The sequence below is a fragment of the Nocardia sp. XZ_19_231 genome (assembly GCF_015355705.1).
In the GTDB taxonomy this organism is placed as follows: Bacteria; Actinomycetota; Actinomycetes; order Mycobacteriales; family Mycobacteriaceae; genus Nocardia; species Nocardia salmonicida.
In genome coordinates, this window is sequence record NZ_JACUZI010000015.1 from 47,094 (window position 1) to 70,449 (window position 23,356).

The following is a 23,356-nucleotide window of genomic DNA, read 5'->3' on the forward strand; positions in this document are numbered from 1 at the left end:
TCACCGGTCGGCCCCCCACGCAGCGGTGGCGCTGGCGACGTCGGCGATCAGCTCGCACCAGGCGTCTCGGAAGGCGGCTACACCAGCCTGTTCCAGCCCGATGACCACATCGGCCATGTCGACACCGACCGCCGCGAGACGGTCGAAGGTCTCCGCCGCGGCGGCGTAGTTGGGCGTCACCCTGTCGCCTCGAACGACGCCATGGTCCATGACAGCGGCGAGAGTAGCCTCTGGGACTGTGTTGACGGTCCCCGGCGCGACGAGGTCGATCACATACCGGGTGTCCTCGTAGTCCGGGTTCTTCACGCCGGTCGATGCCCACAACGGCCGCTGCGGATGCGCTCCGGCACCAGCGAGCCGTTGCCACCGTTCGCCGGCGAGGACCTGTTCGTAGAGCCGGTATGCCAGCGTGGCGTTGGCGATCGCGGCGCGACCACGAAGGTCGAGCGCGACCTCATCGCCGAGTTTTCCGAGCCGACGGTCGACCTCGGTATCCACCCTGGACACGAAGAACGAGGCGACCGACGCGATCACAGACAGGTCGTGGCCGTTGGCCTTGGCTTGTTCCATCCCGTCGAGATAGGCACGGAGCACCTCGCGATAGCGTTCCAAGGAGAAGATCAAGGTCACGTTCACGCTGATGCCGCGAGCAAGGCATTCCGTCAGGGCGGGCAGACCTTCGTCGGTGGCCGGGATCTTGATCATCACATTCGGCCGATCGACCAGCCACCACAAGAGCCCAGCTTCCGCCACAGTGCGCGCGGTGTCATGCGCCGAGCGCGGATCCACCTCGATCGATACCCGTCCGTCTTGTCCGGTGCCTGCCTCGTATACCGGTCGCAACAGGTCGCAAGCCGCTCGGACGTCCTCTACCGTCAGCACCCGAATCGTTTCCTCAGCGGACAGGCCGAGGTGCGCGAGTTCGCGCATTCGGGGTTCGTAGACCTCTGCCTCACGGAGCGCGTTGTGGAAGATCGCCGGGTTGGTGGTCACCCCGGTGATCTGCCCATCGAGCACCCGGCGCTCGAGATCACCCGAAACGAGCCGATGTCGGCTCAGGTCGTCCAGCCAGATCGAGACGCCTTCGTCCGCCAGCGCCTTCAATGGATCAGTCACACGAAGTCCTTTGGGGTCGCACGCACTCATTGCCTTATTGAGTGCACTTAATATGGATAATTGCAGCACCGATAGGCGCCTGTCAAAAGTGCCCCCCGCATAGTCGGGTACATGAGGTGACCGCATTCGATGCAGTGTCTCACTGAACGGAACGACCGAGGCCGAATCCCCCGCACTCCGCCATAGAGTCGACTCATCTTGTGTCACAAGCCGGTGGGAGAGCCTATGTCGGTCCGAAGTCTCAACCATGCGGTGCTGTTCGTCTCCGACGTCGAGCGCAGCGCCGAGTTCTATATCGAAGTGCTCGGGTTCGAACCCATCGTCGAGTACCCCCGCGCGGTATTCCTGCGCGGCACCGCGTCCGCCAACGACCACGATCTCGGGCTGTTGCAGGCGAACGCGGAACGTCCGTCGTTTGGCACGGTCGGGCTCTACCACCTGGCTTGGGAGGTCGAGACGCTTGCTGAACTCGCGGCCGCACGCGACCGCATGCAGAGCGCCGGTGCGCTGACCGGTGCCGCAAACCACGCGGCGACCAAAGCGATCTACGGCCAGGATCCCGACGGCATCGAGTTCGAAGTGACCTGGCTGGTACCCGACAGTCGGATCGCCGAAGAAGTCGTTCCCGGCGTCGAACCGACGCGCCCGCTGGATCTGGACGCGGAGATCGCCCGCTATGGGGAGCGCACCCCGGGTGGTCCACGCACTGACCGGCACCTGTACGACGGGTTGCTGGACCGGCTGGGCTTGCGGCCATGACTACCTATGCCACCACAACGAGGAGAGAATGATGACCGAGGGCAGAGTAGCGGGAAAGGTCGCGTTCATCACGGGCGCTGCCAGAGGCCAAGGCCGCAGTCATGCCGTGCGCTTGGCTGAGGAGGGCGCCGATATCATCGCCTTCGATCTGTGTGGTGATGTCGACACCGTGCCCTACCCGATGCCGACACCCGCCGATCTGCAGGTCACCATCGGTGCCGTCGAACAGACCGGTCGGCGCATCGTCTCGGTCCAGGGCGACGTCAGAGATCCTGCCGCACTGGCGAAAGCGGTGAAGCTCGGTGTAGAGCAACTCGGCGGGCTCGACATCGTCGTCGCCAACGCCGGCATCACCAGCTTCTCCCCCGCTGTTGAGATGAGTGCCGCGATGTGGGCCGACATGATCGACATCAACCTGACCGGCGTATGGAATACCTGTCAAGCCGCGCTGCCGCAGCTGCTCGCCGCGGGCCGCGGTGGGTCGATCATTGTCATCTCCTCCTCCGCCGGCATCCGGTCCAGCCCGAACATCGCCCACTACTCCGCGGCCAAGCACGGCCTGCGAGGCATGATGATGAGCCTCGCGCAGGAACTCGCGCCGCACTTCATCCGGGTCAACACGGTGCACCCCACCACGGTCAGTACCGATATGGTGCGCAACGACGCGATGTACGCGCTGTTCCGTCCCGACCTGGAGTCCCCGGAGCTCGACGATGCCATCCCCGCATTCACATCGCTGAATCTGCTGCCGATCCCCTGGGTCGAGCCACGCGACATCAGCAACGCCGTCCTGTTCCTCGCCAGCGACGAAAGCCGGTACATCACCTCGGCGGCGCTCCCGGTCGACGCAGGCTCTTCACACCGCTGAGCCCGGCACGGCCATGACAATCGGGCCCCGATCGGATCGAATCCGATCGGGGCCCGACATCATTCGGGTTCTACTCGGCGGCCACGCGTTCGCGCTGCAACTCCAGCGCGATATCGATGAGCTGGTCTTCCTGACCACCGACGAGCTTGCGCTCACCCGCTCGGACCAGCATCTGCGCCGCGGACACGCCGTACCGCTCGGCCTGGCGCTCGGCGTGCCTCAAGAAGCTGGAGTAGACACCGGCGTAGCCCATCATCAGGGCCTGGCGATCGAGTAGGCACTCACTCGGCATGGCCGGACGCACCACGTCTTCGGCGGCGTCGGTCACCGCGAAGAAGTCGACTCCGGTCTTGACGCCGATCTTGTCACAGACACCGATGAATGCCTCGACGGGAAGGTTGCCCGCGCCCGCGCCGAAACGTCGTGCGGAGCCATCGATCTGGGTGGCGCCAGCCCGGACGGCGTAGACGGAGTTGGCCACGGCCAAGCCGAGATTCTCGTGACCGTGGAACCCGACCTGCGCGTCGCCGCCCAGTTCGGCGACCAGCGCGGACACCCGGTACGACACCTGCTCGAGGACCAGCGCACCGGCGGAGTCGACGACATACACACATTGGCAGCCCGCGTCGGCCATGATCCGGGCCTGCCCAGCGAGCTTCTCCGGCGTCGTGCTGTGGGCCATCATCAGGAAGCCGACGGTTTCCAGACCGAGCTCACGCGCCAGACCGAAATGCTGGATCGAGACGTCGGCTTCGGTGCAGTGTGTGGCGATGCGGCAGATGGACGCACCGTTGTCCTGAGCGATCCGGATGTCCTCTTTCACCCCGACACCGGGCAGCATGAGGAACGCGATCTTCGCGCGTTGGGCCGTCTCGGCAGCCGCTTTGATCAGTTCCTGCTCCGGGGTTTTCGAGAACCCGTAATTGAACGAGGACCCGCCGAGGCCATCGCCGTGGGTAACCTCGATCACCGGCACACCGGCACCGTCGAGGGCCGCGACGACGTCACGCACCTCGGTGACGGTGAACTGGTGTCGCTTGTGGTGCGAACCGTCGCGCAGCGAGGTATCGGTGACCCGAACATCGAGTTCGCCGGAGAAGGGCTTGTGCACATTGCTCATCGAGGACACTCCTTATATACCCGGGCCGAGATGATCTGATCGGCCAGCACTTCACCGACACGGGTGGCGGCGGCGGTCATGATGTCGAGATTGCCCGCATACGGCGGGAGGAAGTCGCCTGCGCCCTCGACCTCGACGAAGATCGACACCTTTGCCATGCCGCCGGAGACGAGCGACGGCTCGTCGAACTGGGGCTCGTTGAGCAAGCGGTAGCCCGGCACATATTCCTGGACCGACTTCTCCATGCGGTGGATCGAATCGGTGATCGCGTCGCGGTCCGCGTCGGCGGGAATGGCGCAGAAGATGGTGTCTCGCATGATCATCGGTGGCTCGGCAGGATTCAGGATGATAATCGCCTTACCTCGCTGCGCGCCACCGATGGTCTCCACGCCGCGTGACGTGGTCTTGGTGAACTCATCGATGTTCGCGCGAGTACCCGGACCTGCAGACACCGACGACACCGACGCCACGATCTCCGCATACGGCACCGGAACAACCCGGGACACGGCCGCGACCATCGGAATCGTTGCCTGACCGCCGCAGGTGATCATGTTGACGTTGGGTGCGTCACGCATCGAGTCGAGATTGACCGGTGGGATCACGGCCGGTCCGACCGCGGCCGGGGTGAGGTCGACGGCACGGATACCGGCTGCCTCATACTTCGGTGCGTACGCGCGGTGTACATATGCCGAGGTCGCCTCGAAGACCAGGTCCGGCTTCTCCGGCTGCGCCAGAATCCAATCGGCGCCTTCGGCGGAGGTCTCCAGCCCGAGGCCGCGGGCACGGGCCAGACCTTCGGAATCCGGATCGATGCCGATCATCCAGCGCGGCTCGATCTTGTCCGAACGCAACAGCTTGTAGAGCAGGTCGGTACTGATATTGCCGGATCCGACGATCGCGGCGGTGACTTTGGGTGACGTCACGGCATTCTCCTAATCGAAGCGCAGACTGACAGAGCCGAGTCCGGCGAACTCGGCGGTGAAGTTGTCGCCTGGACGGGCGTCGATGGCACGGGTGCAGGAACCGGGCAGCACGATGTCGCCGGCTGTCAACCGCACGCCGAAGGTGGCCACCTTGCGAGCCAGCCACGCCACGGCGACGGTCGGATCGCCGAGGACCGCGTCGCTGCGTCCTTCCGCAACAATTTCACCGTTGCGGGTGAGCACCGCGTCGATCGCGGTGACGTCGAGCTGATCGGGCGCGACACGTTCCTTGCCCAGCACGTACCCGGCGGAAGATGCGTTGTCGGCGATGGTGTCACACAGGCCGATCTTCCAGTCGCGGATGCGCGTGTCGATCAGCTCGATCGAGGGCGCATAGGCGATCGTCGCCTTCAGCACGTCCTCCTCGGTGCAATCCGCTCCGGGCAGGTCGGCGCCGAGTACGAAACCCACCTCGACCTCGACCCGTGGGAGCAGGAACCGCGATGTCTCGACCGGGGTGTCTTCGTGCAGTTCCATGTCGTCGAGCAAGTGGCCGTAGTCGGGCTCGTCGACACCCATCATCTGTTGCATCGCCTTCGACGACAGCCCCACTTTGTGGCCTACGATCCGCGCGCCGTCACCAACCCGGCGGGTGATGTTGATCAGCTGGATCTCGTAGGCGTCGACCACATCCATAGCCGGGTGACGCGTGGCGAGCGGCGCGACCGCGGCGCGATCGGACTCGGCACCCGCCAACTCGCCCGCAAGTTCTCGGCGTTGAGCCCCAGTCAACATCTTGGCACCCCTCTCGTCTCGTCAGTTGTCACGGACCGCATGTCTGCACATACCGGACCGCCCTGCGGTTCATCGTGGCCAGTCGTTGCCGACCAGTCCGCGACGCTCCCACTGGGTGGAAGGATTTTCCGATTTGCTCGGCATGGCAAAAGTCACATGCAGCACAGCGGGGTTCCGGCAGCGGGCCGGCGAGACAGCCGATTGCCGTGATTCAGCGTCCGGCGTACGGTGACCTCCGCGACAGTATTCTCGGCACCGACCTGGGCGGACTATGCAGAATCGATCAATTATTCGTCTTGGCTCGGAACAGCAAGGGCACGAATCCGTCGTTGCACCGACCGCTCGGAACATCATGGACGACTGGATTGCCACGGTGCTGCCCGCTCTCCCACGAGAGGAACCGCACCGCCGTTCTAGCTGCGCTGTGTCCAGGTGGGCAGCTTCTGGTGCGATGGCGCTCACCGGCCACGCCGACGGACCACCGAGCGTCACACCGGCGTCTGTCTACGCTCTGCTCGAAGCCACGGTCAGCGCACTTTCCTCGATGACCGCCCAGATCGGCGAGCGAGTCGAGATGGATGCGGGGCAAATCCTCACCCGACGCGCCGCCACGGCCGGAACCCAGCGACGTGGCCGTGTCTCCGTCGGCGGAGCGACCGAGCTGCTTCGGACCAGTGACGGCTGGTGCGCGGTGACATTGAGCAGACCCGACGATGTCACCTCCCTGCCAGCGGTTCTCGGCCGACCAACCCTGGGGGATCCGTGGGCCGCTGTCGAAGCGGCCGCGGCCGAGTGGTCGGCCATCGCGCTGGCCGATCGCGCGCAATTGCTCGGAGTACCGGCCGCCGCATTGCCGCGAACCGTCTCATCTGCTGTGCCGTGGCGGGCGGCCCGGCTCGCTCCAGCTGCCGACTCGGTGTCGCTGCGTGGGCGGCGCGTGGTCGATCTGTCATCGATGTGGGCGGGTCCATTGTGTGCCCGGATTCTCGCCGACGCCGGAGCACACGTGGTCAAGGTCGAGAGCACAGCTCGGCCCGACGGCGCCAGGCGCGGCGATCCGCAATTCTTCGATTGGCTGCACCGCGGGCACGAATTCCGCACCCTCGACTTCTCGGATGCCCGTGACCGGCGCACATTACATAACCTGCTGGACCAGGCCGACATCGTTATCGAAGCATCGCGTCCACGGGCACTCGCAGCGTTGGGGCTCGCGCCGGAGGACCTGCGCCACCGACGCGGGAAGATCTGGGTGAGCCTCACCGGATACGGCCGATCCGATCCGATGCGCGTCGCGTTCGGCGACGATGCCGCTGTCGCGGGCGGATTGGTGGGATGGCAGAACTCTGAACCGGTCTTCTGTGCCGATGCGATCGCCGACCCTCTGACCGGTGTCTGCGCCGCGTTGGCGGCCGTCTGCGCGGTGCGGGCCGGTGGTGGTCTGCTTCTCGATGTGTCGATGCGTGACACGGCGGCCGCGTTCGCAGCCGCGCCGACGATCGACCACGGCCCGCACCCGGTCCGCCCCGACGCGATGGGATGGGCCGTCGAATGTCCGTCATATGGGCTGAGTCAGCAGGTGCTGCCGCCGCGGGTGTCGGCAGGGCGGGGTAGGACATGCTGATCCGGCGTGCACATGTTTTCGGCGGGGATTTCACCGACGTGCGGGTGACCGGCGATCGGATCAGTGAGTGTGGCACGGGGCTTCGTCCGCTCCCAGGTGAAGACGATATCGATGCGTGCGGCGGATGGTTGATCCCCGGACTACACGATCACCACATCCACCTGCGCGCACTCGCCGCGACCCTCGGGTCCACTCGGCTCGGTCCGCCGGACGTACGTACGGTCACCGAGTTCATCGCCGAACTGAGGGCCCGAGATCATTCGTCGCCGCCGAGCTCGTGGATTCGCGGTGTGCACTACCACGAGTCGGTTGCCGGGGCCCTCGACCGCACCGCGCTCGACCGGATCGTCGGTACCCGTCCGGTGCGTATTCAGCATCGCTCCGGTGCGTTGTGGATGCTGAACTCGGCCGGCTGTGCTGCGGTCGGTCTCGAGCAATGTGGCGAGCCGGGGGTGGAACGGGATGCCGGAGGGCGTCCGACCGGGCGACTGTGGCGGATGGATTCCTGGCTCGGCGCCCGGATCGGTTCGCCCCCGGTCGATCTCACCGCGGTCGGCAGGGAAGCGGCGCGACAGGGCATCACCGGATTCACCGACGCCACACCCGGGCTCCACGCGCCGGCCGTCCGGGGATACTCCGACGCCGTGTCCAAGGGACAGATCCGCCAGCGACTGCACTGTATGGCATCACCGGATGTCTCCGATCCTGAGATCGACAGGTTCACTGTCGGTCCGACCAAAATACTGCTCGACGACGAGACACTTCCCGACCTCGACACGTTCGCAGAACAGATCAGGACTGCACACGCAGCGCATCGGCCGGTCGCGGTGCACTGCGTAACCAGGGTTCAACTGATTCTCACAGTGGCGGCCCTCGATGTGGCGGGTACGTATCCAGGCGACCGGATCGAGCACGGGGCAATCATCCCCGCCGGCGTCATGCCGTGGCTTCGCCATAATCAGGTGCCGGTTGTCACGCAACCGCATTTCCCCTGCGAACGCGGTGAACAATACGAGGCCGACGTGGCATCCGAGGACAAACCCGACCTGTGGCGGTTGGGATCGCTGGTCCGCGCCGGGGTAGGTGTCGCGGCAGGTACCGACGCGCCGTTCGGGTCAGCCGACCCGTGGCGCATGATGGCCGCCGCGGTCACGCGCACGACCGAACACACGGAGACTGAGGCCGTCTCGCTTCCTGATGCGGTCGGACTATGCATCGGATACGCAGACCAACCGACCCTGCGCCGAACGATCAGGCCAAGCGAACTCGCTGATCTGTCACTGTTGACGATGGGACCGCACGACCTTGCGACGACTTCGATAGCAGACGCTGCCGTCGCGGCGACGATTGTGGGCGGCGAACCGATCCATCTCCTGAAGTAGTGGCGTCAGAGGCGACGCACGAGCACCGGGTCCACGGGCCCGATACCGCGGACATCGTGCGTGCCCGCGTGCTTCAGCCCGAATCCGGGTACGCCGGACAGCTGCTCGGCGAATTCCGGTGCAGCCAGGATCGTACCCGGCTCGGTCAGACCTGTAAGGCGGCTGGCCAGGTTGACCGTGGTCCCGAAGACATCGCCCAAATAGTGGATCACCGGGCCATACGCGACCCCGATCCGCAGCGCCTGGATATCTGGGTCGTCAGCGAACGCGTCGAGCAGCCGGGTAGCGATCCCGGCTACCGACACAGCTCGATCCGCGGTGAACAGAACTTCGTCGCCCAGCAGTTTGACTACGGTGCCGCCGCCTTCGGTCACGATCGTGGTGATCTGATACTCGAACCTCGACACGATGCGCGTCAGTTCCGCGTCGGTCCGGTTCGTGCTCAGTTCCGTGAACCCGACGATGTCGGCGAATCCCACAGCCGACGTCGTCGCCGGGTCGTTCGGGCGCGGTTGCAACGCAGGGAGTGCTGCCAGCAGCTGTCGTTGCCAGATCCGTCCGAGGAGCCATTCCATCTCCGGAACCCGGCCCATCAGATCGGCAGTCGCGTCGGCGAGCCCATCATGACCGGCTTGATCGACGAGAATCTCGAGCTGCAATCGCGCCAGCTGCGCGATGGACTGACCCAACAACCTGGCGACTCGCAACGAATCAGGCTCGGCCAGCGCACCATCGTCGACGTAGCCGGTGATCACCCGCAGCACCTCGACATCGGACGCCGTCAACTCCCTTGCCTGCGCGGGCACAGACGGATAGCCGAGCGCTCGCCAATAGCGCCGTGCACGCGCCACCGATACACCAGCGGCAGCGGCGACCTCGCTTTCGGTGTAGCGCCGCGGTTCGCCGAAAAGATCGGACGCCCCGCCCGTGGCTGGGCGAACGGACATAGATACTCCCGACGGGCGATCTCGTCACACGAGGTTTCGCGTGACTGACGAATGAGACGAGCATAACGAAGCCCACAGATTGTGACTGGTCACACTTCCGCTCATTGGGATCCATAGCCGCGCGTGCCCACCCGATCGCCGAAAATCCACCAGACACAATCGAATACGGCCGGACTGACGCGGCCGGGAAAAGGCGGAACGATGACGGCCGGCGATGTCGCGGTAACCCTTGTGCGTCTGGCACTGGGGGTGACGATGGCCGCACACGGGCTCAACCACTGGCGCGGTGGTGGAAAAATCGCAGGCACTGCCGGATGGTTCGAGAGCCTCGGTCTGCGCAACGGAACCCTGCAGGCCTGGCTCAGCGTGATCACCGAGATCGGCGCCGGACTGCTACTCATCGCGGGATTCCTTACATCGGCCGCATGCGCGGCCGTCATCTCGGTCACCCTCGTCGCCGGTCTGCTGGCACACCGCCACAACGGCTTCTTCGTCTTCAAGGACGGCTACGAGTACGTCCTCGTGCTCGCGGTCGTCGCTCTCGCACTCGCGATGCTCGGCCCGGGACGACTATCGCTCGATCACGCCTTCGACATCACTGTGAACGGCTGGGCGGCCGGCGCCGCTGCGCTCGGTCTGGGAGCCCTGTCCACGGCGGGTCTACTGGCGGTGTTCTGGCGTCCCCAGCCGACATCCTGATCGGCAGCCGGATACGGGCGCTCCGACTCCAGGGCGACGAATATCGGGAGCCAGACGCGACTGCGACGCCGAGCTCCCGATGGCTGGAACAACGCGGATCAGTCGCCGTAGGTGACGACCACCTTCTCCGCTGCACCCGGCGTCATCGCCAGCTCGAAGGCACGGTCGATCTCGGCGAACGGCACGCGGTGACTGATCAGCTTCTCGAAACGGTCGGCGTGCTCGGCCAGCTCGGGCGTGACTTCGAAGATCTCGGTCGGATAGCCCTGCGAGGCGATGATGGTCAGCTCGTTCCGCAACATCGACCCGATGTCGACCGGCTCCGGCTTCTTGTGCACCGCGACGATCACCAGTTTGGCTTTCCATTTTCCGTTCTGGATGGCCGTATCGACCACCACCGGCGCACCCGCCGCATCAATGTAGATGTCGGTGCCCAGGCGTGGCGCGCCCATCGCGTTCCGGCCGACACCATGCAACTCGGTCAGCCGCGCGACGACGTCTTCCCGTGAGGAATCGATCACCGCGTCCGCACCCACCGCCAGCGCCGTTTCCAGCCGGGACGGAATGATGTCGGCGACGACGACATGCTGCACCCCACGCAGTTTCAGCCAGATGGTCGCACCGAGGCCGATCGGTCCCGCTCCGAAAACGACGACCTTGTCCGTGGGAGTCGCCCCTGACCGGTTGACACAGTGCCTCGCCACCGCCATGGGCTCGTTCATCGCCGCGACATCGAAGGGCACCGAGTCCGGCACCACCGCGACGCTCGAGCCGACAACCGCGTTCTGGATCAGCAGATATTCGCTCATACCACCGAGCGGGCCACCACAGCCGATGATCCCGGACGGCGCCCCCTGCGGATTGACCACCACATGGTCCCCGACGGCCAACCCCGACACCTCGGTACCGACCGCGACAATCTCACCTGCAGGCTCGTGTCCGAGGACTACTGGAACGATCTGCTGAGGGTCGGTGCCCTCGGGCACCGGCGCGGTGCTCCAGGCTGCCGGCATCCCGCCCATGTGGACGAACTGCGTATCGGTGCCGCAGATGCCACACGCCCGGATTCGCACCACCGCGTCGGCGGGTCCCGGCACCGGCCTGGCCGTTTCGACGACCTCGATCTTGTCGGACCCACCGGTCTGCACTGATCGCATCGTTGTCATGATCGACTCACTTTCTCTGGAAGACATTCAGACTCGCTCGACCTGAGGCGTAACGGACTCGACCGGTTCGCGCTCCGACGTCGCCCTCCGCACCGGGATCGTAGAGGCGACCGCGGCCGCGACCAGCGCGACACCACAGCCGATGAGCAAGGTGGTACGGAAGCCTGCCTCGGTCGGGACGCTGTGCCCGCCGATATCGAGACTCATCTGCGACAGGACCACACCCACCACCGCTGCCGAGATCGCGGTACCGACGGATCGGACGAGGGTGTTGAAACTATTGGCTGACGCGGTCTCCGAGATCGGCACCGCGCTCATGATCAGCGACGGCATGGCCCCGTAGGCCAGGCCTACACCGCTGTTGGCAATGCACAACGCGATCAGCAACCCCCAGGTCGAGCCCATCAGCACAGACAGCGCCCCATAGCCGATCGCGATGACGACGCCACCGGCAACGAGGGTGATCTTGGGCCCGTACGCGGCGGACAGCCGGGCGCCCACCGGGGAGATCACCATCATCATCAGTCCGGACGGTGCGATCCAGAGTCCCATCGCCAGCATCGACTGACCGTGCCCGTAACCGGTGGCGAGCGGCGCCTGCAGCAGCTGCGGCACCGTCAGCATGGCGGCGTACATCGCGATTCCGATCACCAGTGAGGCGACATTCGTCAGCAGGACTGTCGGCCGCGCGGTCACCCGAAGATCGACGAGCGGATCGGTGATACGCAGTTCCCACCAGCCCCACGCGAGCAGCGATACGACGGCGGCGGCGAACAGACCGAGAATGGTCGAACTATCCCAGCCCCAGATCGCGCCCTTCGACACACCGAGTAGCAGGCAAACCAAACCGGCCCCGAGGCCGACAGCGCCGATCACATCGAACCTGCCCGGTGCACGCACCGGCGACGCGGGCACCACGTACCAAATCGCTACAGCGATGAGCACACTGAGCACAGCCGATCCCCAGAACAGCATCCGCCAGTTCGAGAACTCCGCGATCGCCGAGGACACCGGCAGCCCCAAGGCCGCGCCGATACCGAGCGAGGCGCTCAGCAACGCGACTGCGGAGCCGAGCCGTTCGGCTGGCAGCACATCACGCATCAGGCTGATTCCCACCGGCACCAGGGCTGCCCCCATGCCCTGCAGGCCACGGCCGATGATCATCGGGAGCACCGACGACGACAGCGCGCACACGACCGATCCGACGATCAACGGAACGGTCGCCCCCAGTAGGACGAGGCGCTTGCCGTAGAGATCACCCAGTCGGCCTGCCACGGGCGTCGACACCGCGGCGGCAACCAAGGTCACCGTCACTACCCAGGAAGCGTTCGATGCCGTGGTGTGCAGCAGCTCGGGGAATTGAGCGATGAGCGGAATGACCACGGTCTGCATGACCGCGGCGACGATGCCGGCGAAGGCCAGCACGCCGATCGTTCCGCCCACCCTGGCGGATTCGGGCTTGTTCACACTGACCTCCGTGTCGATTTTGCATAATGCAATCGATATGCAGTATGCATACGATGTGGTAGATACACAAAGTCGATGTGATGCAGATCTCGACATGTCGGCCAGGAACAACATCCCGAACAGCACGGCGAAGGAAGCATGGACAAGCCCGTACACCTGATCGAGTTCGAAACCATGCTGCTCGGCCGATTCACCGTCCAGAGACCGAGCACGATGCTGGAGCGAAGCGCATATCTGCTGCTCAGCCGCCTGCAAGCCGAGGGCCCGATGTCGATCGGCCAGCTCAGCCACGCCTTCGGGCTGGACAATTCGACAATGAACCGCCAGACGGCAGTTCTGCTCGGCTCCGGCCTGGTGGAGCGCTTCCCCGACCCGGACGGCGGCCTGGCCCGCAAGTTCCGTATCACCGCCGACGGCGGGATGCGCCTTGACATCGAACGCGCGCAACGGATCGCCGGTATCGACGGCATCCTGCAGGACTGGACCCCGGAGGAAGTGGCCGAATTGGCCCGCTCACTGCGGCGGTTCAACCACGACATCGAGCAACGAAGCGGACAGGTATGGCCCCGTCCCGACCGATAAAGAAACAGCCCGGGATTCGAAGGAATCCCGGGCTGTCGCCGTTGGCCGACCGTGTGAGGAGGTGATCAGTCGACCGAGATCGCGCGCTCGGGACAGGCCCATGCGCCTTCTTCGGCCGAACCCTCACGGCCCGACGGAATCGCACCGTCGATCGGAAGGGCGTAACCGGCATCATCGAGTTCGAACACCTCGGGCGCGGTCGCGGCGCAGCGCGCGTGGCCCGAGCACTTCGCCTTATCGATGGTGATTTTCATCGGGTAACTCCTTTGTCCATGGAAGTGATGTCGCCGAGATTCATCGGCCCCTCGCCCGCCACGCGCAGTAGCGCGGTCAGATCGATACCTGAAACAGCCGCCACCTCCCTGCATGCCGCCAGGTCCTTGCGCAGGAACGGTATGACGCTGTCTGAATACTGTTCGGAACCACCACGCGCGGCGATGTACCGGCCAGCAGTACTTCCCCCCGAACTGACACCGAGTGCTTCGAGTAGCGAACTCTCCTCGATCCCTAGCTCGCGGGCGCCCGCGATGCCGAGCAAGGTCACCTGGGAGATCGCTGCGAACAGCACGTTGTTGAGCAGTTTCACCAGCATCGCCGACCCTCGTCCGCCGGTGGGGATGACCGTTCCCGCATACGCGCCGATCACCTCGCGCACGGTGCCGACATGGTGGGCATCACCACCGAGATAGACCACGAGACTGCCCGCGCGAACCGCGTCCGGGGTGCCACTGAAAGCGGCGTCCACCACAGCGGCACGACCGGTGCGCGCGAACTCGTCCAGGCGCCGCAGCGTATCCGGCGCCCCGGTCGTATGCGAGACGAGAACGCTGTTGGATTCCATCGCCCCGACGACCTCGGGCAACACCTCGAGCACCTGTACATCGCTGTACAAGCAGCTCACCACGACGTCGGACTGCCCTATTTCCCGCACATCCGGTACCAGTTCCGCGCCCGCCGCCGCGAGTTCGGCACCGATTTCCGCACGCCGGGTGAACAGGCTCACGCGATGACCGGCAGCCAGCAGTCGCTCCACCATCGGCGCGCCGATCCGGCCTGCGCCAACGAAGCCGACGGACGCCTGCCCCATAACAACCTCAGCTTCAATCGAGGACACGCATCCCATGCGCGTCCATAATGAGTAGCTCTCTCATGCTCGTACGTGCTGGCGGAACTAAGACCCGAGAAGTTCCGTTGCGGCCTCTCGCAGAGCCTTCAGGCGGGTCTGCAGCAGCGCGCTTTCGGCGTCGTCGCCCGGCCCCAGCTCAGCAAGCCTGGCCTCGGACTCGACTATTTCGGCCTGCAACCTGCCGTGCGCCTCCTCACGGGTCAGCAGGTCGAGGTCGGTCCAGTCGGAACGCTCGGATTCCGGTTTGCGACTCATGCCCGAACCTCGGCCGCCGTGTCAGGGAAGTTGTACAGCCGACGGGTGTTGAGCTCGACCATCTGGTGCACCTCATCGTCGGGGACCTCCGCCAGCACCTCGGCGGCATAGGCTCGACTCTTGGGCCAGTACGAGTCCGAGTGCGGGTAGTCGCATTCCCAGGTAATGCGCTCGATGCCGATCTGGTGTCGCACCGACACACCGAATTTGTCGTCGATGAAGCAGCCGTGGAAGTGCTTGTTGAACAATTCCGACGGCCGTACGTCCTGGTTGACGTTCTGATAAAAGCGATGACGCTCCCAGGTTCCGTCGGCTCGCTCGAGGAGATACGGCATCCAGCCGATGCCGCCCTCGGACAGCCCGACCTTGAGCTTGGGGTGGCGATGGAACACCGGGGAGTACAGCAAGTCGGCGGTCGCGAACATCGAATTGCAGCCGAACAGGGTGATCGTCACCGCGAAGGGGGCATCGTCGGCGGTGATCGGCGGCTTGCTCGAGGTACCGAAATGCAGGCACAGCGGCATGTCGGTCTCCTCCGCGGCGGAGAAGACCGGATCCCAGTGATCGGTATGGAACGACGGCAGTCCCAGCGGCGCCGGGTTCTCCGGGAACGAGATCGCTTTCGCGCCTCTGGCAGCCATGCGATAGATCTCGGCGGTGCTCGCCTGCACATCCCACAACGGCAGGATGCACAACGGAATGAAGCGGTCGGGCGCGGCCGCACACCACTCGTCGATCACATAGTCGTTCCAAGCTTGCACGCTCAGCAGCGCGAGCTGCTTGTCTTGACCTTCGAGGAACACGGTGCCGGCGAACCGAGGGAACGACGGGAAGTTCAGCGCGCCCCAGACACCGTCGAGATCCATGTCACGCAGCCGCGCCTTCGGGTCGTAACAGCCGGGAATCATCTCGTCGTAGCGGGTCGGCTCCATCCCGAATTCCTCGGGCTTCTTGCCCGCCACCGCGTTCAGACCGATGTAGGGATAGATCCGGCCTTCATAGGTCCAGACCTCGGCGGGCGACCGCCCTTCACCCCTGGCCTGGTCGATGATTCGGGGACCTGCATCGCGATACTTCGCGGGCAACCTGTCCTGCCACAACCGTGGCGGCTCGATCAGATGATCATCGGTCGACAGCAGTTTCATCCATGGCTGCAATGGCATTCGGCAACGCTCCTTGTCACGCTCTCGAGCCTCGGGACCCCTGACCGAAGACTCACCGCCGCGCTGCGATGCAGTCACGGCAGCTGCGACACCAGCTGTGCGCTGGCACACACAACTCTATAGCACCTACTCCATTACGTACACCTGATTTCATCCCACTCAACGAGATGACCAGGCGTTCCGGTCGATATCAGGCAATTCGCGACATAATTGGGATACCCAATTGCCGATCAGCTCAGTATGCTGCGGAGACCGGTCCAGGCCGGACAATTGCCGATGGAAGGAAACCACGATGGGTCGTGTGCAAGACAAGGTCGTCTTCATCACTGGAGCCGCACGCGGACAGGGGCGAGCCCACGCAGTCCGGCTCGCCGAGGAAGGTGCCGACATCATCGCCGTCGACATCTGCGCCGACATCGATACGAACGCCTATCCGCTCGCCACCCAGGCCGACCTCGACGAGACGGTCCGTCTGGTCGAAAAGCTCGGCCGCCGCGCGGTGGCACGAGTCGCCGACGTCCGTGATCCCGCGGCGCTGAAGAACGCGGTTGCCGATGGTGTGGCGGAACTCGGCAAGCTCGACGCGGTTGTCGCGCAAGCCGGCATCGCCCCGCTGGGCCCGCAGCAGGGTATCGCCGCTTTCCTCGATGCGGTCACCGTCGACTTCAACGGTGTGGTCCACGCGGTCGAAGCCGCGATGCCGCATCTCCCCGATGGCGCATCGATCATCGCGACCGGCTCGATCGCCGCCCTCATCCCGGCCAGCGTGGACAATCCGTCCAACGGCCCCGGCGGCCTCGGATACTCCTTCGCCAAGCGAAGTGTCGCCGCCTTCGTGCACGACCTCGCCACGGTCCTGACATCGCGCAAGATCCGGGTCAACGCCATTCACCCGACCAACGTCAACACTGACATGCTGAACAGCGACATCATGTACCGGTCGTTCCGTCCCGATCTGGAGAACCCGACCCGCGAGGACGCGCTGGTGTCGTTCCCGGCAACGACCGGCTTCGGCAATCCCTATGTCGAACCGGAGGACATCGCCGAGATGGTGCTGTTCCTCGTGTCCGAGGAGTCACGATACGTGACCGGCATGCAGATGCGGGTCGACGCGGGCGGTTATGTGAAGAAGCGCCAGCAGCAGCCGGCCTTCTGACCAGCGACGGGAGGATCGGCAGGAGACCGCCATCGATGACAAGCACCGTGCCCCACCCCCCGCCGAGCCGCGTCGTCGGTTCCGATCCTCCGGTCGTGCCCGTGGTCGTCGATGTCGACGGTGTGCCGATGTCAGGTCTGCTTGCCGCCGTGCATGATCCGCGAGCGGTCGTTGTCGCCCTCCACGGTGGCGCGACGACGTCGAAGTACTTCGACTGCCCCGGCCACCCCGACCTGTCCTTGCTCCGTGCCGGAATGGCCGCAGGTTTCACCGTGCTGGCACTGGACCGGCCGGGTTACGGTAGTTCCCGGCCGTTCGTCGATCGTTTCGGCGATGCGGCGGTACGGGTCGAGGCGATGTTCGCCGCCATCGATGGCCATCTCGGCGCCGCACCTCGCGGCGCGGGGATATTCCTGGTGGCGCATTCGGCGGGATCGCATCTCGGTGTCCGGATGGCAGCCGACGATCGAGGTTCGCGCTTTCTCGGCCTCGAACTCGCCGGTACCGGGCGGGTGCGTCAGCCGGACGCCGAGACGGCGCTGTCGGTGCCGAAGCCATCCGGACGCGCGGTAGCCGAACTGCTGTGGCAACCACACCACTTGTATCCGCACGAACTCGTCGGTGGCGGCCCGATCGTCGCGGGCGGCCCACGCTTCGAGGGCGCGCAGATGCAGGAATGGACGGAAGTTCACTTTCCGCGACTGGCCGCGCGCACGACGATCCCTGTGCGGTTCTCTGTCGGCCAGTACGAGCGGGTGTGGCGCAATGATCCAGCGGGCCTCGCCGATATCGCCGACCTGTTCGCGGTCGCACCGCGGGTGGTGCTCAATGTGCAGCCCCACAGCGGACACAACCTGAGCCTGGGCTATACCGCCCGTGCCTACCACCTGAAGCTGCTGTCATTCGTCGAGGAATGTGCCGTTGCTCGGGAATCGGGTGAGTTCTCAGGTCCCGCAAGACAACTGGACGGCGCGACTCTCATACTTCCGTGATCGAGCATCCGGACGAATGAGGCGCCAGATCAGTGATCGGCTCGGATTTCGGGCTACGCCGGTCGAGACCGAGTCCTCGGTTCGCCGCACATCGAGCGCGGCGAACCGAGGCCGTCAGTCGCGCATCGTCAACACGACCTTGCCGGTCGTTCTGCGCTCGGCGACCGAAGTCAGTGCCGCCGCGACATCAGACAGCGGATGCACACTCGACACCATCGGCCGCATCCCCTGCCGGACGAGTTCTGCCAGCGCCTGATCGCCGGCGGCGACGGTCTCCCGAGCTTGCTGACGCAGGACCCGGATCTCGAAACCCCGAATCACCGCATCCTTGAGCAGCACGAGATTCAGTGGAATGCTGGGGATCTCGCCGTCGGCGTAGCCCACCGTAACGAACCGGCCTTGCCTGCGCAGCCCACGGAACGCGGCCTCGGAGAAGCGGCCACCGACCGGATCGATCACCAGGTGCACGCCCTCGCCGCCGGACAGCTCGCGAAGCCGGGTCTTGAGATCCTCCTGGAGATAGTCGACACCACCGACGGCACCGAGTTTCTCGGCGGCGGTAAGCCGCTCAGCGCTGGATGCCGCCGCAATCACGTGCAGCCCGAGCCGGGTCGCGATATCTACGGCAGCCGAGCCGACACCGCCTGCGGCACCGAGTACGGCAACCCACTCCCCTGGCGCGGCGTTACCGACTGTGACCAGTGCGTGGTAGGCAGTCGCATAGGTCACGTGGAAAGCCGCACCGTGCACCATATCCAGACCGTCGGGAATCGGACGCAAGGACGACACCGGCACCACGACCTGCTCGGCGAACGCACCGGTGAACACCGCACCCGCCACCGGTGAACCCACCGGTGGACCGGTCACACCAGGGCCGAGAGCGGCCACCACACCGGCGAATTCGCTACCCGGTGTGAAGGGCACCGGCGCCGAGAGCTGATAACGGTTCGCGACGACCAGCACATCGGGGAAGTTCACCGCCGCGGCGTGCACATCGACGAGAACTTCGCCCGAACCGGGGACCAGATCGTCCACGTCGACGACCGAGAGCCCGCTCGGCGCACCGTATTCCGTGCAGAGCGCGGTTTTCATCGGATCCTTCCCGAGGTAGGCATAGCCGGGTCACGGGGCAACCCGAGCACCTGTTCGGCAATGGTGTTGCGCTGGATCTCCGCGGTACCAGCACCGATCGTGGAGGCACGCGTGCGCAAGAAGCCCCATACCCAGCGTCCTCGCTGGATCGCATGCGGATCGGTCCTGTCCAGCGCACCGTACGCGCCGAGCAGATCGACGGCGAACTCGTGCAGCTCCTGTTCGAAGGTGACGATGAACAGTCGCGAGGTCGACGACGCGGGACCCGGTTCGCCCTTGTCCATGATGTCGGCGATAGTCCGCATCCCCGTCAGCCGCATGATCCAGACCCTGGTCTCGAAATCGGCCAGTCGATCGCGCACGATCGGATCCGTGGTCGCACCGCGTTCACGCGCCAGTTCGATCAGTTCGTCCAGAACGCGACGGTACAACGCTGCCTGGTTCATCGCCCCAGCTGCCCGCTCGTGGCCCAGGCTGGTACGAACCAGCGGCCAGCCGCCGTTCTCCGTACCGACCCGGTCGGCCACCGGCACACGCACATCGGCGAAGAAGATCTCGCAGAAATGCGCGTCCCCGGTGAGATCACGCAGCGGCCGGACGGTCACACCGGGCGCATGGGCATCGATGAGCAGGTAGCTGATGCCGTCCTGCCGCGACTCCGGTGTGCCCGTCCGGACCAGGGTGAACAGGATGTCGGCGATGTCGGCTGCGCTGTTCCAGACCTTCTGTCCGTTGACGACGTACTCGGCGCCGGGATCATCCTGCCCGCCGCCCACACGCTTGGCCGAGGTGCGCAGCGATGGCAGGTCCGAACCGGCTTCCGGTTCGGAGTAGCCCTGCGCCCAGACCATGTCACCACGCAGCATCGGGCGCAGATAGCGTTGCTTCTGCTCCTCGCTGCCGTATTTGATGATCGTCGGCGCCGCGATGCCGAGGCCGGTGCCCAATGGTCCAGGCACTCTGGCCTTGGTGTACTCCTCCTGGTAGATCACCTGCCTGGCGAAACTCAGGCCCATTCCGCCGTATTCGCGCGGCCAACTCGGCCCGGCGAATCCGGCGTCGTAGAGCGAGGACAGCCACTGCTTTTGCCAGGCCAGCCGATCGACGGTGTCCTTGGGCCTGCGACCCGGATGGTGCTCGCGCAGAAATGCGCGCAGCCGGTCGCGGAACGCGGCATCGGTCTCGACTGGATCGCCGGGCAGATCCCGCACAGTCGCGGTGGTCACGGAGTCTCCTTTCCGCACAATGGCAGGGTGGTCAGCGCGGGGCCATCCGGATAGCACCGTCCAGCCGGACGGTCTGCCCGTTGAGGTACGGATTCTCCAGCATCTCGACGGCGAGCCTTGCGTAGTCGTCGGGGTCGCCGAGCCGCTTTGGGTGCGGAACCGCAGCGGCAAGGCCTTCGCGGATATCCTCGCGCAGCCGGCCGAGCATCGGGGTGTCCATCACGCCGGGTGCGATCGTATTGACCCGGATCTGCCAGCTGGCCAGATCGCGCGCGGCCACCAGTGTGATGCCGTGGACACCGGCTTTCGCCGCGGTGTAGGAGGTCTGACCGATCTGACCGTCGAATGCGGCGACCGACGCGGTCAGCACAATGGCACCGCGATCACCGTCGACCGCCTCGTTGCCGGCCAGGCGGGCAGCGGCCAGGCGGAGCACGTTGTACGTGCCGACGAGGTTCACCCGCACCACCTCGGCGAAGGTATCGATGTCACCGGGGTTGCGCTCCTTGTCCAGAATGCGCACGCGGTCGCCACCGCGCCCGGCGCAGTGCACGACCGAGCGCAGCGTACCCAGCTCCTGGGCAGCATCCAGCGCGGCGCCGACCGCTTCCGGGTCGGTGATATCGGCGCGCACGAAGCGTGCCGACTCACCCAGATCTGCGACCGCCTTGGCACCGTGCTCTTCCGAGATGTCGGCGAGCACGACCTTGCCGCCGCGCTCGACTATCCGGCGAGCCGTTGCCAAGCCGAGGCCGGAGGCGCCACCGGTGACGAGCGCCGAGGTTCCATCGATATTCATGCCGAACTCCTTACAGGCCGAGGGACTTGCTGATGATGGTCTTCATGACTTCGCTGGTACCGCCGTAGATCCGGCTGACCCGCGCGTCGGCGTAGAGACGGGCGATCGGGTACTCGAGGATGTATCCGTAGCCACCGTGCAACTGCAGGCAACGGTCCACGATCCGGCCCTGGGTCTCGGTGCAGAACAGTTTGGTCTTGGCCGCGTCGACCGGGCTGAGCTCACCCCTTAGCAGCGCGCTGATCGCTGTATCCAGCAGAGCCTGGGCGGCCTCTAGTTCGGCTGCCATCGCCGCGAGCTCGAATTTGGTGTTCTGGAAGTGGGCGACCGGCTTGCCGAACACCTTCCGATCCAGGACGTAGTCGACGGTCTGATCGATCGCCGCGCGGCTCTGCGCTACAGCTCCGACAGCGATCGCCAGCCGTTCCTGGGCGAGGTTGCGACCAAGGTGGGTGAAGGCCGCGCCTTCCACTCCGAGCAGGTTGGTCACCGGCACCCGGACGTCGGCGAACGACAATTCCACGGTGTCTTGCACGGTCAGGCCCAATTTGTCGAGCTTGCGTCCGACGTTGAAGCCGGGCATGCCCTTTTCGACCACCAGCAGGGACAACCCCGCGCGCCGGTTTTCCGGGTCGGTGGCTGTTCGAGCCGCAACGATGACGAGATCGGCATGGTAGCCGCCGGTGATGAAGGTCTTCGCGCCGTTGAGCACGAAATGATCACCATCGCGGACAGCCGAGGTCGTCACACCCGCGAGGTCGGATCCGGTGCCGGGTTCGCTCATGGCGATCGCGGTGTAGAGCTCGCCGGAGGCGAGACCGGGGAACCAGCGCGCCTGTTGTTCGGCGTTCGCCAGACCGAGGAAATAGGGAACGACGACGTCGAGATGGGTCCGCAGGCCGCCGAGGGTGACGCCGGCTCGTGCGGTCTCCTCTTGGATCACGACATTGAACCGGTAGTCGTCCTGACCGCCGCCGCCGAACTCTTCGGAAATCGCAGTGCCGATGATGCCGAGCTTTCCGAGCTCGGTGAACAACGTCCGCGGCACCAGGCCTTCGGTCCTCCACTGTTCGTAGAACGGAACCACCTCTCGCACGAGGTACTCGCGGACGAGGAGCCGGAAGTCCTCGTGGTCCTGGGTGAACAGGGTCCGGCGCATCGGTTCTCCTTCGGTGATCGACCGGCCGTCGGCGGATGACAATCGCCCACTTCGGTCCATATTCAGTGTACGTATTCAGCACTCTGTACAGTGCACCCTAGCGGCCGTCCAGCCAAATGCGGTATTAAGTATCCTAATCAATGGAACTTGCCGCAGCGAAGGAGTTTGTGATGTCGGACGAGGTGCTGGTCGAGCGTCGGGGTGGCGTGCAGGTGATCACGATCAACCGGCCGCAGGCGCGTAACGCGTTGAACGCGGCGGTGGCTGTGCAGGTGGCGGCGGCGGTCGATGAGCTCGATGCCGATGACGAGTTGCGGGTCGGTGTGTTGACCGGGGCGGGGTCGACGTTCTCGGCGGGTATGGATCTGAAGGCGTTCCTGCGGGGTGAGTCACCCGCGATCGAGGGCCGCGGTTTGTGCGGCATCTCGATGACTCCGCCGGTCAAGCCGTTGATCGGTGCGGTGGAGGGGTGGGCGTTGGCGGGTGGTTTCGAGCTGCTGCTGGCGTGTGACCTTGTCGTCGCGGCGCGGACCGCTCGCCTTGGTGTCCCCGAGGTCACCCGCGGTTTGGTCGCGCGCGCTGGTGCAGCGATGTTGTTGCCGGGTCGGGTGCCGTTCGCGGTGGCGTTGGAGTTGTTGTTGACCGGTGAGCCGGTCTCGGCGGAGCGGGCGTTCGAGGTGGGGTTGGTGAATCGGTTGACCGGGGAGGGTGAGGCGTTGGCGGGGGCGTTGGAGTTGGCTGCGGTGGTGGCGGGTAATGGTCCGTTGGCGGTGGCGGCGACGAAGCGGATCGCGCGGGCGAGTCGGGAGTGGTCGTGGGAGCAGGGGTGGGCTGAGCAGGCGGTGATCACGGCTCCGGTGTTCGCGTCGGCGGATGCGAAGGAGGGGGCGAGTGCGTTCGCGGAGAAGCGGGCGCCGGTCTGGCAAGGCCGCTGACAATCACG

24 protein-coding genes are annotated in these 23,356 nt (G+C 65.4%); 9 read left to right on the forward strand and 15 right to left on the reverse strand.

Annotation, left to right across the window (positions count from 1 at the left end; translation table 11 throughout):
- Positions 1-1,146, reverse strand: a complete 1,146-nt coding sequence (tal, locus tag IBJ82_RS33515) for a transaldolase (RefSeq protein ID WP_194830027.1) — start codon at positions 1,144-1,146, stop codon at positions 1-3.
- A 195-nt stretch (positions 1,147-1,341) separates the two neighbouring features.
- Here tal and IBJ82_RS33520 point away from each other — a divergent pair, with 195 nt between their 5' ends.
- Both IBJ82_RS33520 and IBJ82_RS33525 read left to right on the forward strand, forming a co-directional pair.
- Positions 1,342-1,875 carry a VOC family protein gene (locus IBJ82_RS33520; protein WP_194829993.1) on the forward strand — a complete coding sequence of 178 codons (534 nt, stop codon included), beginning with the start codon at positions 1,342-1,344 and terminating at the stop codon, positions 1,873-1,875.
- 31 nt (positions 1,876-1,906) lie between these two features.
- The gene (locus tag IBJ82_RS33525; protein ID WP_194829994.1) at positions 1,907-2,743 is read left to right on the forward strand and encodes a mycofactocin-coupled SDR family oxidoreductase; all 837 of its coding nucleotides are present in this window, start codon (positions 1,907-1,909) and stop codon (positions 2,741-2,743) included.
- A 70-nt stretch (positions 2,744-2,813) separates the two neighbouring features.
- Here the strand turns inward: IBJ82_RS33525 and dmpG are convergent, their stop codons facing one another.
- The 3 genes from dmpG to IBJ82_RS33540 are packed head-to-tail and all read right to left on the reverse strand — an operon-like array spanning position 2,814 to position 5,581.
- A complete protein-coding gene (gene dmpG / locus IBJ82_RS33530; RefSeq protein ID WP_194829995.1) occupies positions 2,814-3,863 on the reverse strand; it encodes a 4-hydroxy-2-oxovalerate aldolase in 1,050 nt (349 codons plus the stop codon).
- A complete protein-coding gene (locus tag IBJ82_RS33535) occupies positions 3,860-4,786 on the reverse strand; it encodes an acetaldehyde dehydrogenase (acetylating) (protein ID WP_194829996.1) in 927 nt (308 codons plus the stop codon). The genes dmpG and IBJ82_RS33535 overlap by 4 nt, the downstream gene beginning before the upstream one ends.
- Positions 4,787-4,795: 9 nt before the next feature.
- Positions 4,796-5,581: a 2-keto-4-pentenoate hydratase gene (locus IBJ82_RS33540; protein WP_194829997.1), complete on the reverse strand. Its 786-nt coding sequence runs from the start codon at positions 5,579-5,581 to the stop codon at positions 4,796-4,798.
- A gap of 451 nt (positions 5,582-6,032) precedes the next feature.
- On the opposite strand from IBJ82_RS33540, the gene IBJ82_RS33545 reads away from it, so the two are divergent.
- Together IBJ82_RS33545 and IBJ82_RS33550 are read left to right on the forward strand one after the other, a co-directional pair.
- A complete protein-coding gene (locus IBJ82_RS33545) occupies positions 6,033-7,202 on the forward strand; it encodes a CoA transferase (RefSeq protein WP_194829998.1) in 1,170 nt (389 codons plus the stop codon).
- The gene (locus IBJ82_RS33550) at positions 7,196-8,584 is read left to right on the forward strand and encodes an amidohydrolase family protein (protein ID WP_194829999.1); all 1,389 of its coding nucleotides are present in this window, start codon (positions 7,196-7,198) and stop codon (positions 8,582-8,584) included. Before IBJ82_RS33545 ends, IBJ82_RS33550 begins: the two co-directional genes overlap by 7 nt.
- A 5-nt stretch (positions 8,585-8,589) precedes the next feature.
- Here the strand turns inward: IBJ82_RS33550 and IBJ82_RS33555 are convergent, their stop codons facing one another.
- Positions 8,590-9,531, reverse strand: a complete 942-nt coding sequence (locus IBJ82_RS33555) for an adenylate/guanylate cyclase domain-containing protein (protein ID WP_194830000.1) — start codon at positions 9,529-9,531, stop codon at positions 8,590-8,592.
- Between the two features lie 201 nt (positions 9,532-9,732).
- Between IBJ82_RS33555 and IBJ82_RS33560 the strand changes: the two genes are divergently transcribed.
- A complete protein-coding gene (locus IBJ82_RS33560; RefSeq protein WP_194830001.1) occupies positions 9,733-10,230 on the forward strand; it encodes a DoxX family protein in 498 nt (165 codons plus the stop codon).
- A gap of 98 nt (positions 10,231-10,328) precedes the next feature.
- On the opposite strand, the gene IBJ82_RS33565 is transcribed toward IBJ82_RS33560, so the two are convergent.
- Together IBJ82_RS33565 and IBJ82_RS33570 are read right to left on the reverse strand one after the other, a co-directional pair.
- Positions 10,329-11,387, reverse strand: coding sequence for a zinc-binding dehydrogenase (locus IBJ82_RS33565; RefSeq protein ID WP_194830002.1), 1,059 nt, complete (start codon positions 11,385-11,387; stop codon positions 10,329-10,331).
- Between the two features lie 36 nt (positions 11,388-11,423).
- Entirely contained in the window at positions 11,424-12,863 is a 1,440-nt protein-coding gene (locus tag IBJ82_RS33570; protein ID WP_370585600.1) for an MFS transporter, read from the reverse strand.
- A 138-nt stretch (positions 12,864-13,001) separates the two neighbouring features.
- Here IBJ82_RS33570 and IBJ82_RS33575 point away from each other — a divergent pair, with 138 nt between their 5' ends.
- Positions 13,002-13,445, forward strand: coding sequence for a MarR family winged helix-turn-helix transcriptional regulator (locus IBJ82_RS33575; RefSeq protein WP_194830004.1), 444 nt, complete (start codon positions 13,002-13,004; stop codon positions 13,443-13,445).
- Between the two features lie 65 nt (positions 13,446-13,510).
- Here the strand turns inward: IBJ82_RS33575 and IBJ82_RS33580 are convergent, their stop codons facing one another.
- The 4 genes from IBJ82_RS33580 to IBJ82_RS33595 form a co-directional block, all read right to left on the reverse strand.
- A complete protein-coding gene (locus IBJ82_RS33580; RefSeq protein WP_194830005.1) occupies positions 13,511-13,699 on the reverse strand; it encodes a ferredoxin in 189 nt (62 codons plus the stop codon).
- The gene (locus tag IBJ82_RS33585) at positions 13,696-14,532 is read right to left on the reverse strand and encodes an NAD(P)-dependent oxidoreductase (RefSeq protein WP_194830006.1); all 837 of its coding nucleotides are present in this window, start codon (positions 14,530-14,532) and stop codon (positions 13,696-13,698) included. Before IBJ82_RS33585 ends, IBJ82_RS33580 begins: the two co-directional genes overlap by 4 nt.
- 84 nt (positions 14,533-14,616) lie before the next feature.
- Entirely contained in the window at positions 14,617-14,826 is a 210-nt protein-coding gene (locus tag IBJ82_RS33590; protein WP_194830007.1) for a hypothetical protein, read from the reverse strand.
- The gene (locus IBJ82_RS33595) at positions 14,823-15,989 is read right to left on the reverse strand and encodes an amidohydrolase family protein (protein WP_194830008.1); all 1,167 of its coding nucleotides are present in this window, start codon (positions 15,987-15,989) and stop codon (positions 14,823-14,825) included. The genes IBJ82_RS33590 and IBJ82_RS33595 overlap by 4 nt, the downstream gene beginning before the upstream one ends.
- A gap of 292 nt (positions 15,990-16,281) precedes the next feature.
- On the opposite strand from IBJ82_RS33595, the gene IBJ82_RS33600 reads away from it, so the two are divergent.
- Both IBJ82_RS33600 and IBJ82_RS33605 read left to right on the forward strand, forming a co-directional pair.
- Positions 16,282-17,145: a mycofactocin-coupled SDR family oxidoreductase gene (locus IBJ82_RS33600; protein WP_194830009.1), complete on the forward strand. Its 864-nt coding sequence runs from the start codon at positions 16,282-16,284 to the stop codon at positions 17,143-17,145.
- Between the two features lie 35 nt (positions 17,146-17,180).
- Positions 17,181-18,137 (forward strand): alpha/beta hydrolase, encoded by a 957-nt coding sequence (locus IBJ82_RS33605; protein ID WP_194830010.1) that lies wholly within the window; start codon positions 17,181-17,183, stop codon positions 18,135-18,137.
- Between the two features lie 114 nt (positions 18,138-18,251).
- On the opposite strand, the gene IBJ82_RS33610 is transcribed toward IBJ82_RS33605, so the two are convergent.
- From IBJ82_RS33610 to IBJ82_RS33625, 4 genes are read right to left on the reverse strand one after another with little or no spacing between them, the layout of a single operon-like run.
- Positions 18,252-19,229, reverse strand: coding sequence for an NADPH:quinone oxidoreductase family protein (locus IBJ82_RS33610; protein WP_194830011.1), 978 nt, complete (start codon positions 19,227-19,229; stop codon positions 18,252-18,254).
- Positions 19,226-20,455 (reverse strand): acyl-CoA dehydrogenase family protein, encoded by a 1,230-nt coding sequence (locus tag IBJ82_RS33615; RefSeq protein WP_370585601.1) that lies wholly within the window; start codon positions 20,453-20,455, stop codon positions 19,226-19,228. Before IBJ82_RS33615 ends, IBJ82_RS33610 begins: the two co-directional genes overlap by 4 nt.
- Positions 20,456-20,486: 31 nt before the next feature.
- Positions 20,487-21,254 (reverse strand): SDR family NAD(P)-dependent oxidoreductase, encoded by a 768-nt coding sequence (locus tag IBJ82_RS33620; RefSeq protein WP_194830012.1) that lies wholly within the window; start codon positions 21,252-21,254, stop codon positions 20,487-20,489.
- 10 nt (positions 21,255-21,264) lie between these two features.
- Positions 21,265-22,413 (reverse strand): acyl-CoA dehydrogenase family protein, encoded by a 1,149-nt coding sequence (locus tag IBJ82_RS33625; protein WP_194830013.1) that lies wholly within the window; start codon positions 22,411-22,413, stop codon positions 21,265-21,267.
- A 170-nt stretch (positions 22,414-22,583) separates the two neighbouring features.
- On the opposite strand from IBJ82_RS33625, the gene IBJ82_RS33630 reads away from it, so the two are divergent.
- Positions 22,584-23,348, forward strand: coding sequence for a crotonase/enoyl-CoA hydratase family protein (locus tag IBJ82_RS33630; protein ID WP_194830014.1), 765 nt, complete (start codon positions 22,584-22,586; stop codon positions 23,346-23,348).
- Positions 23,349-23,356: the final 8 nt, after the last annotated feature.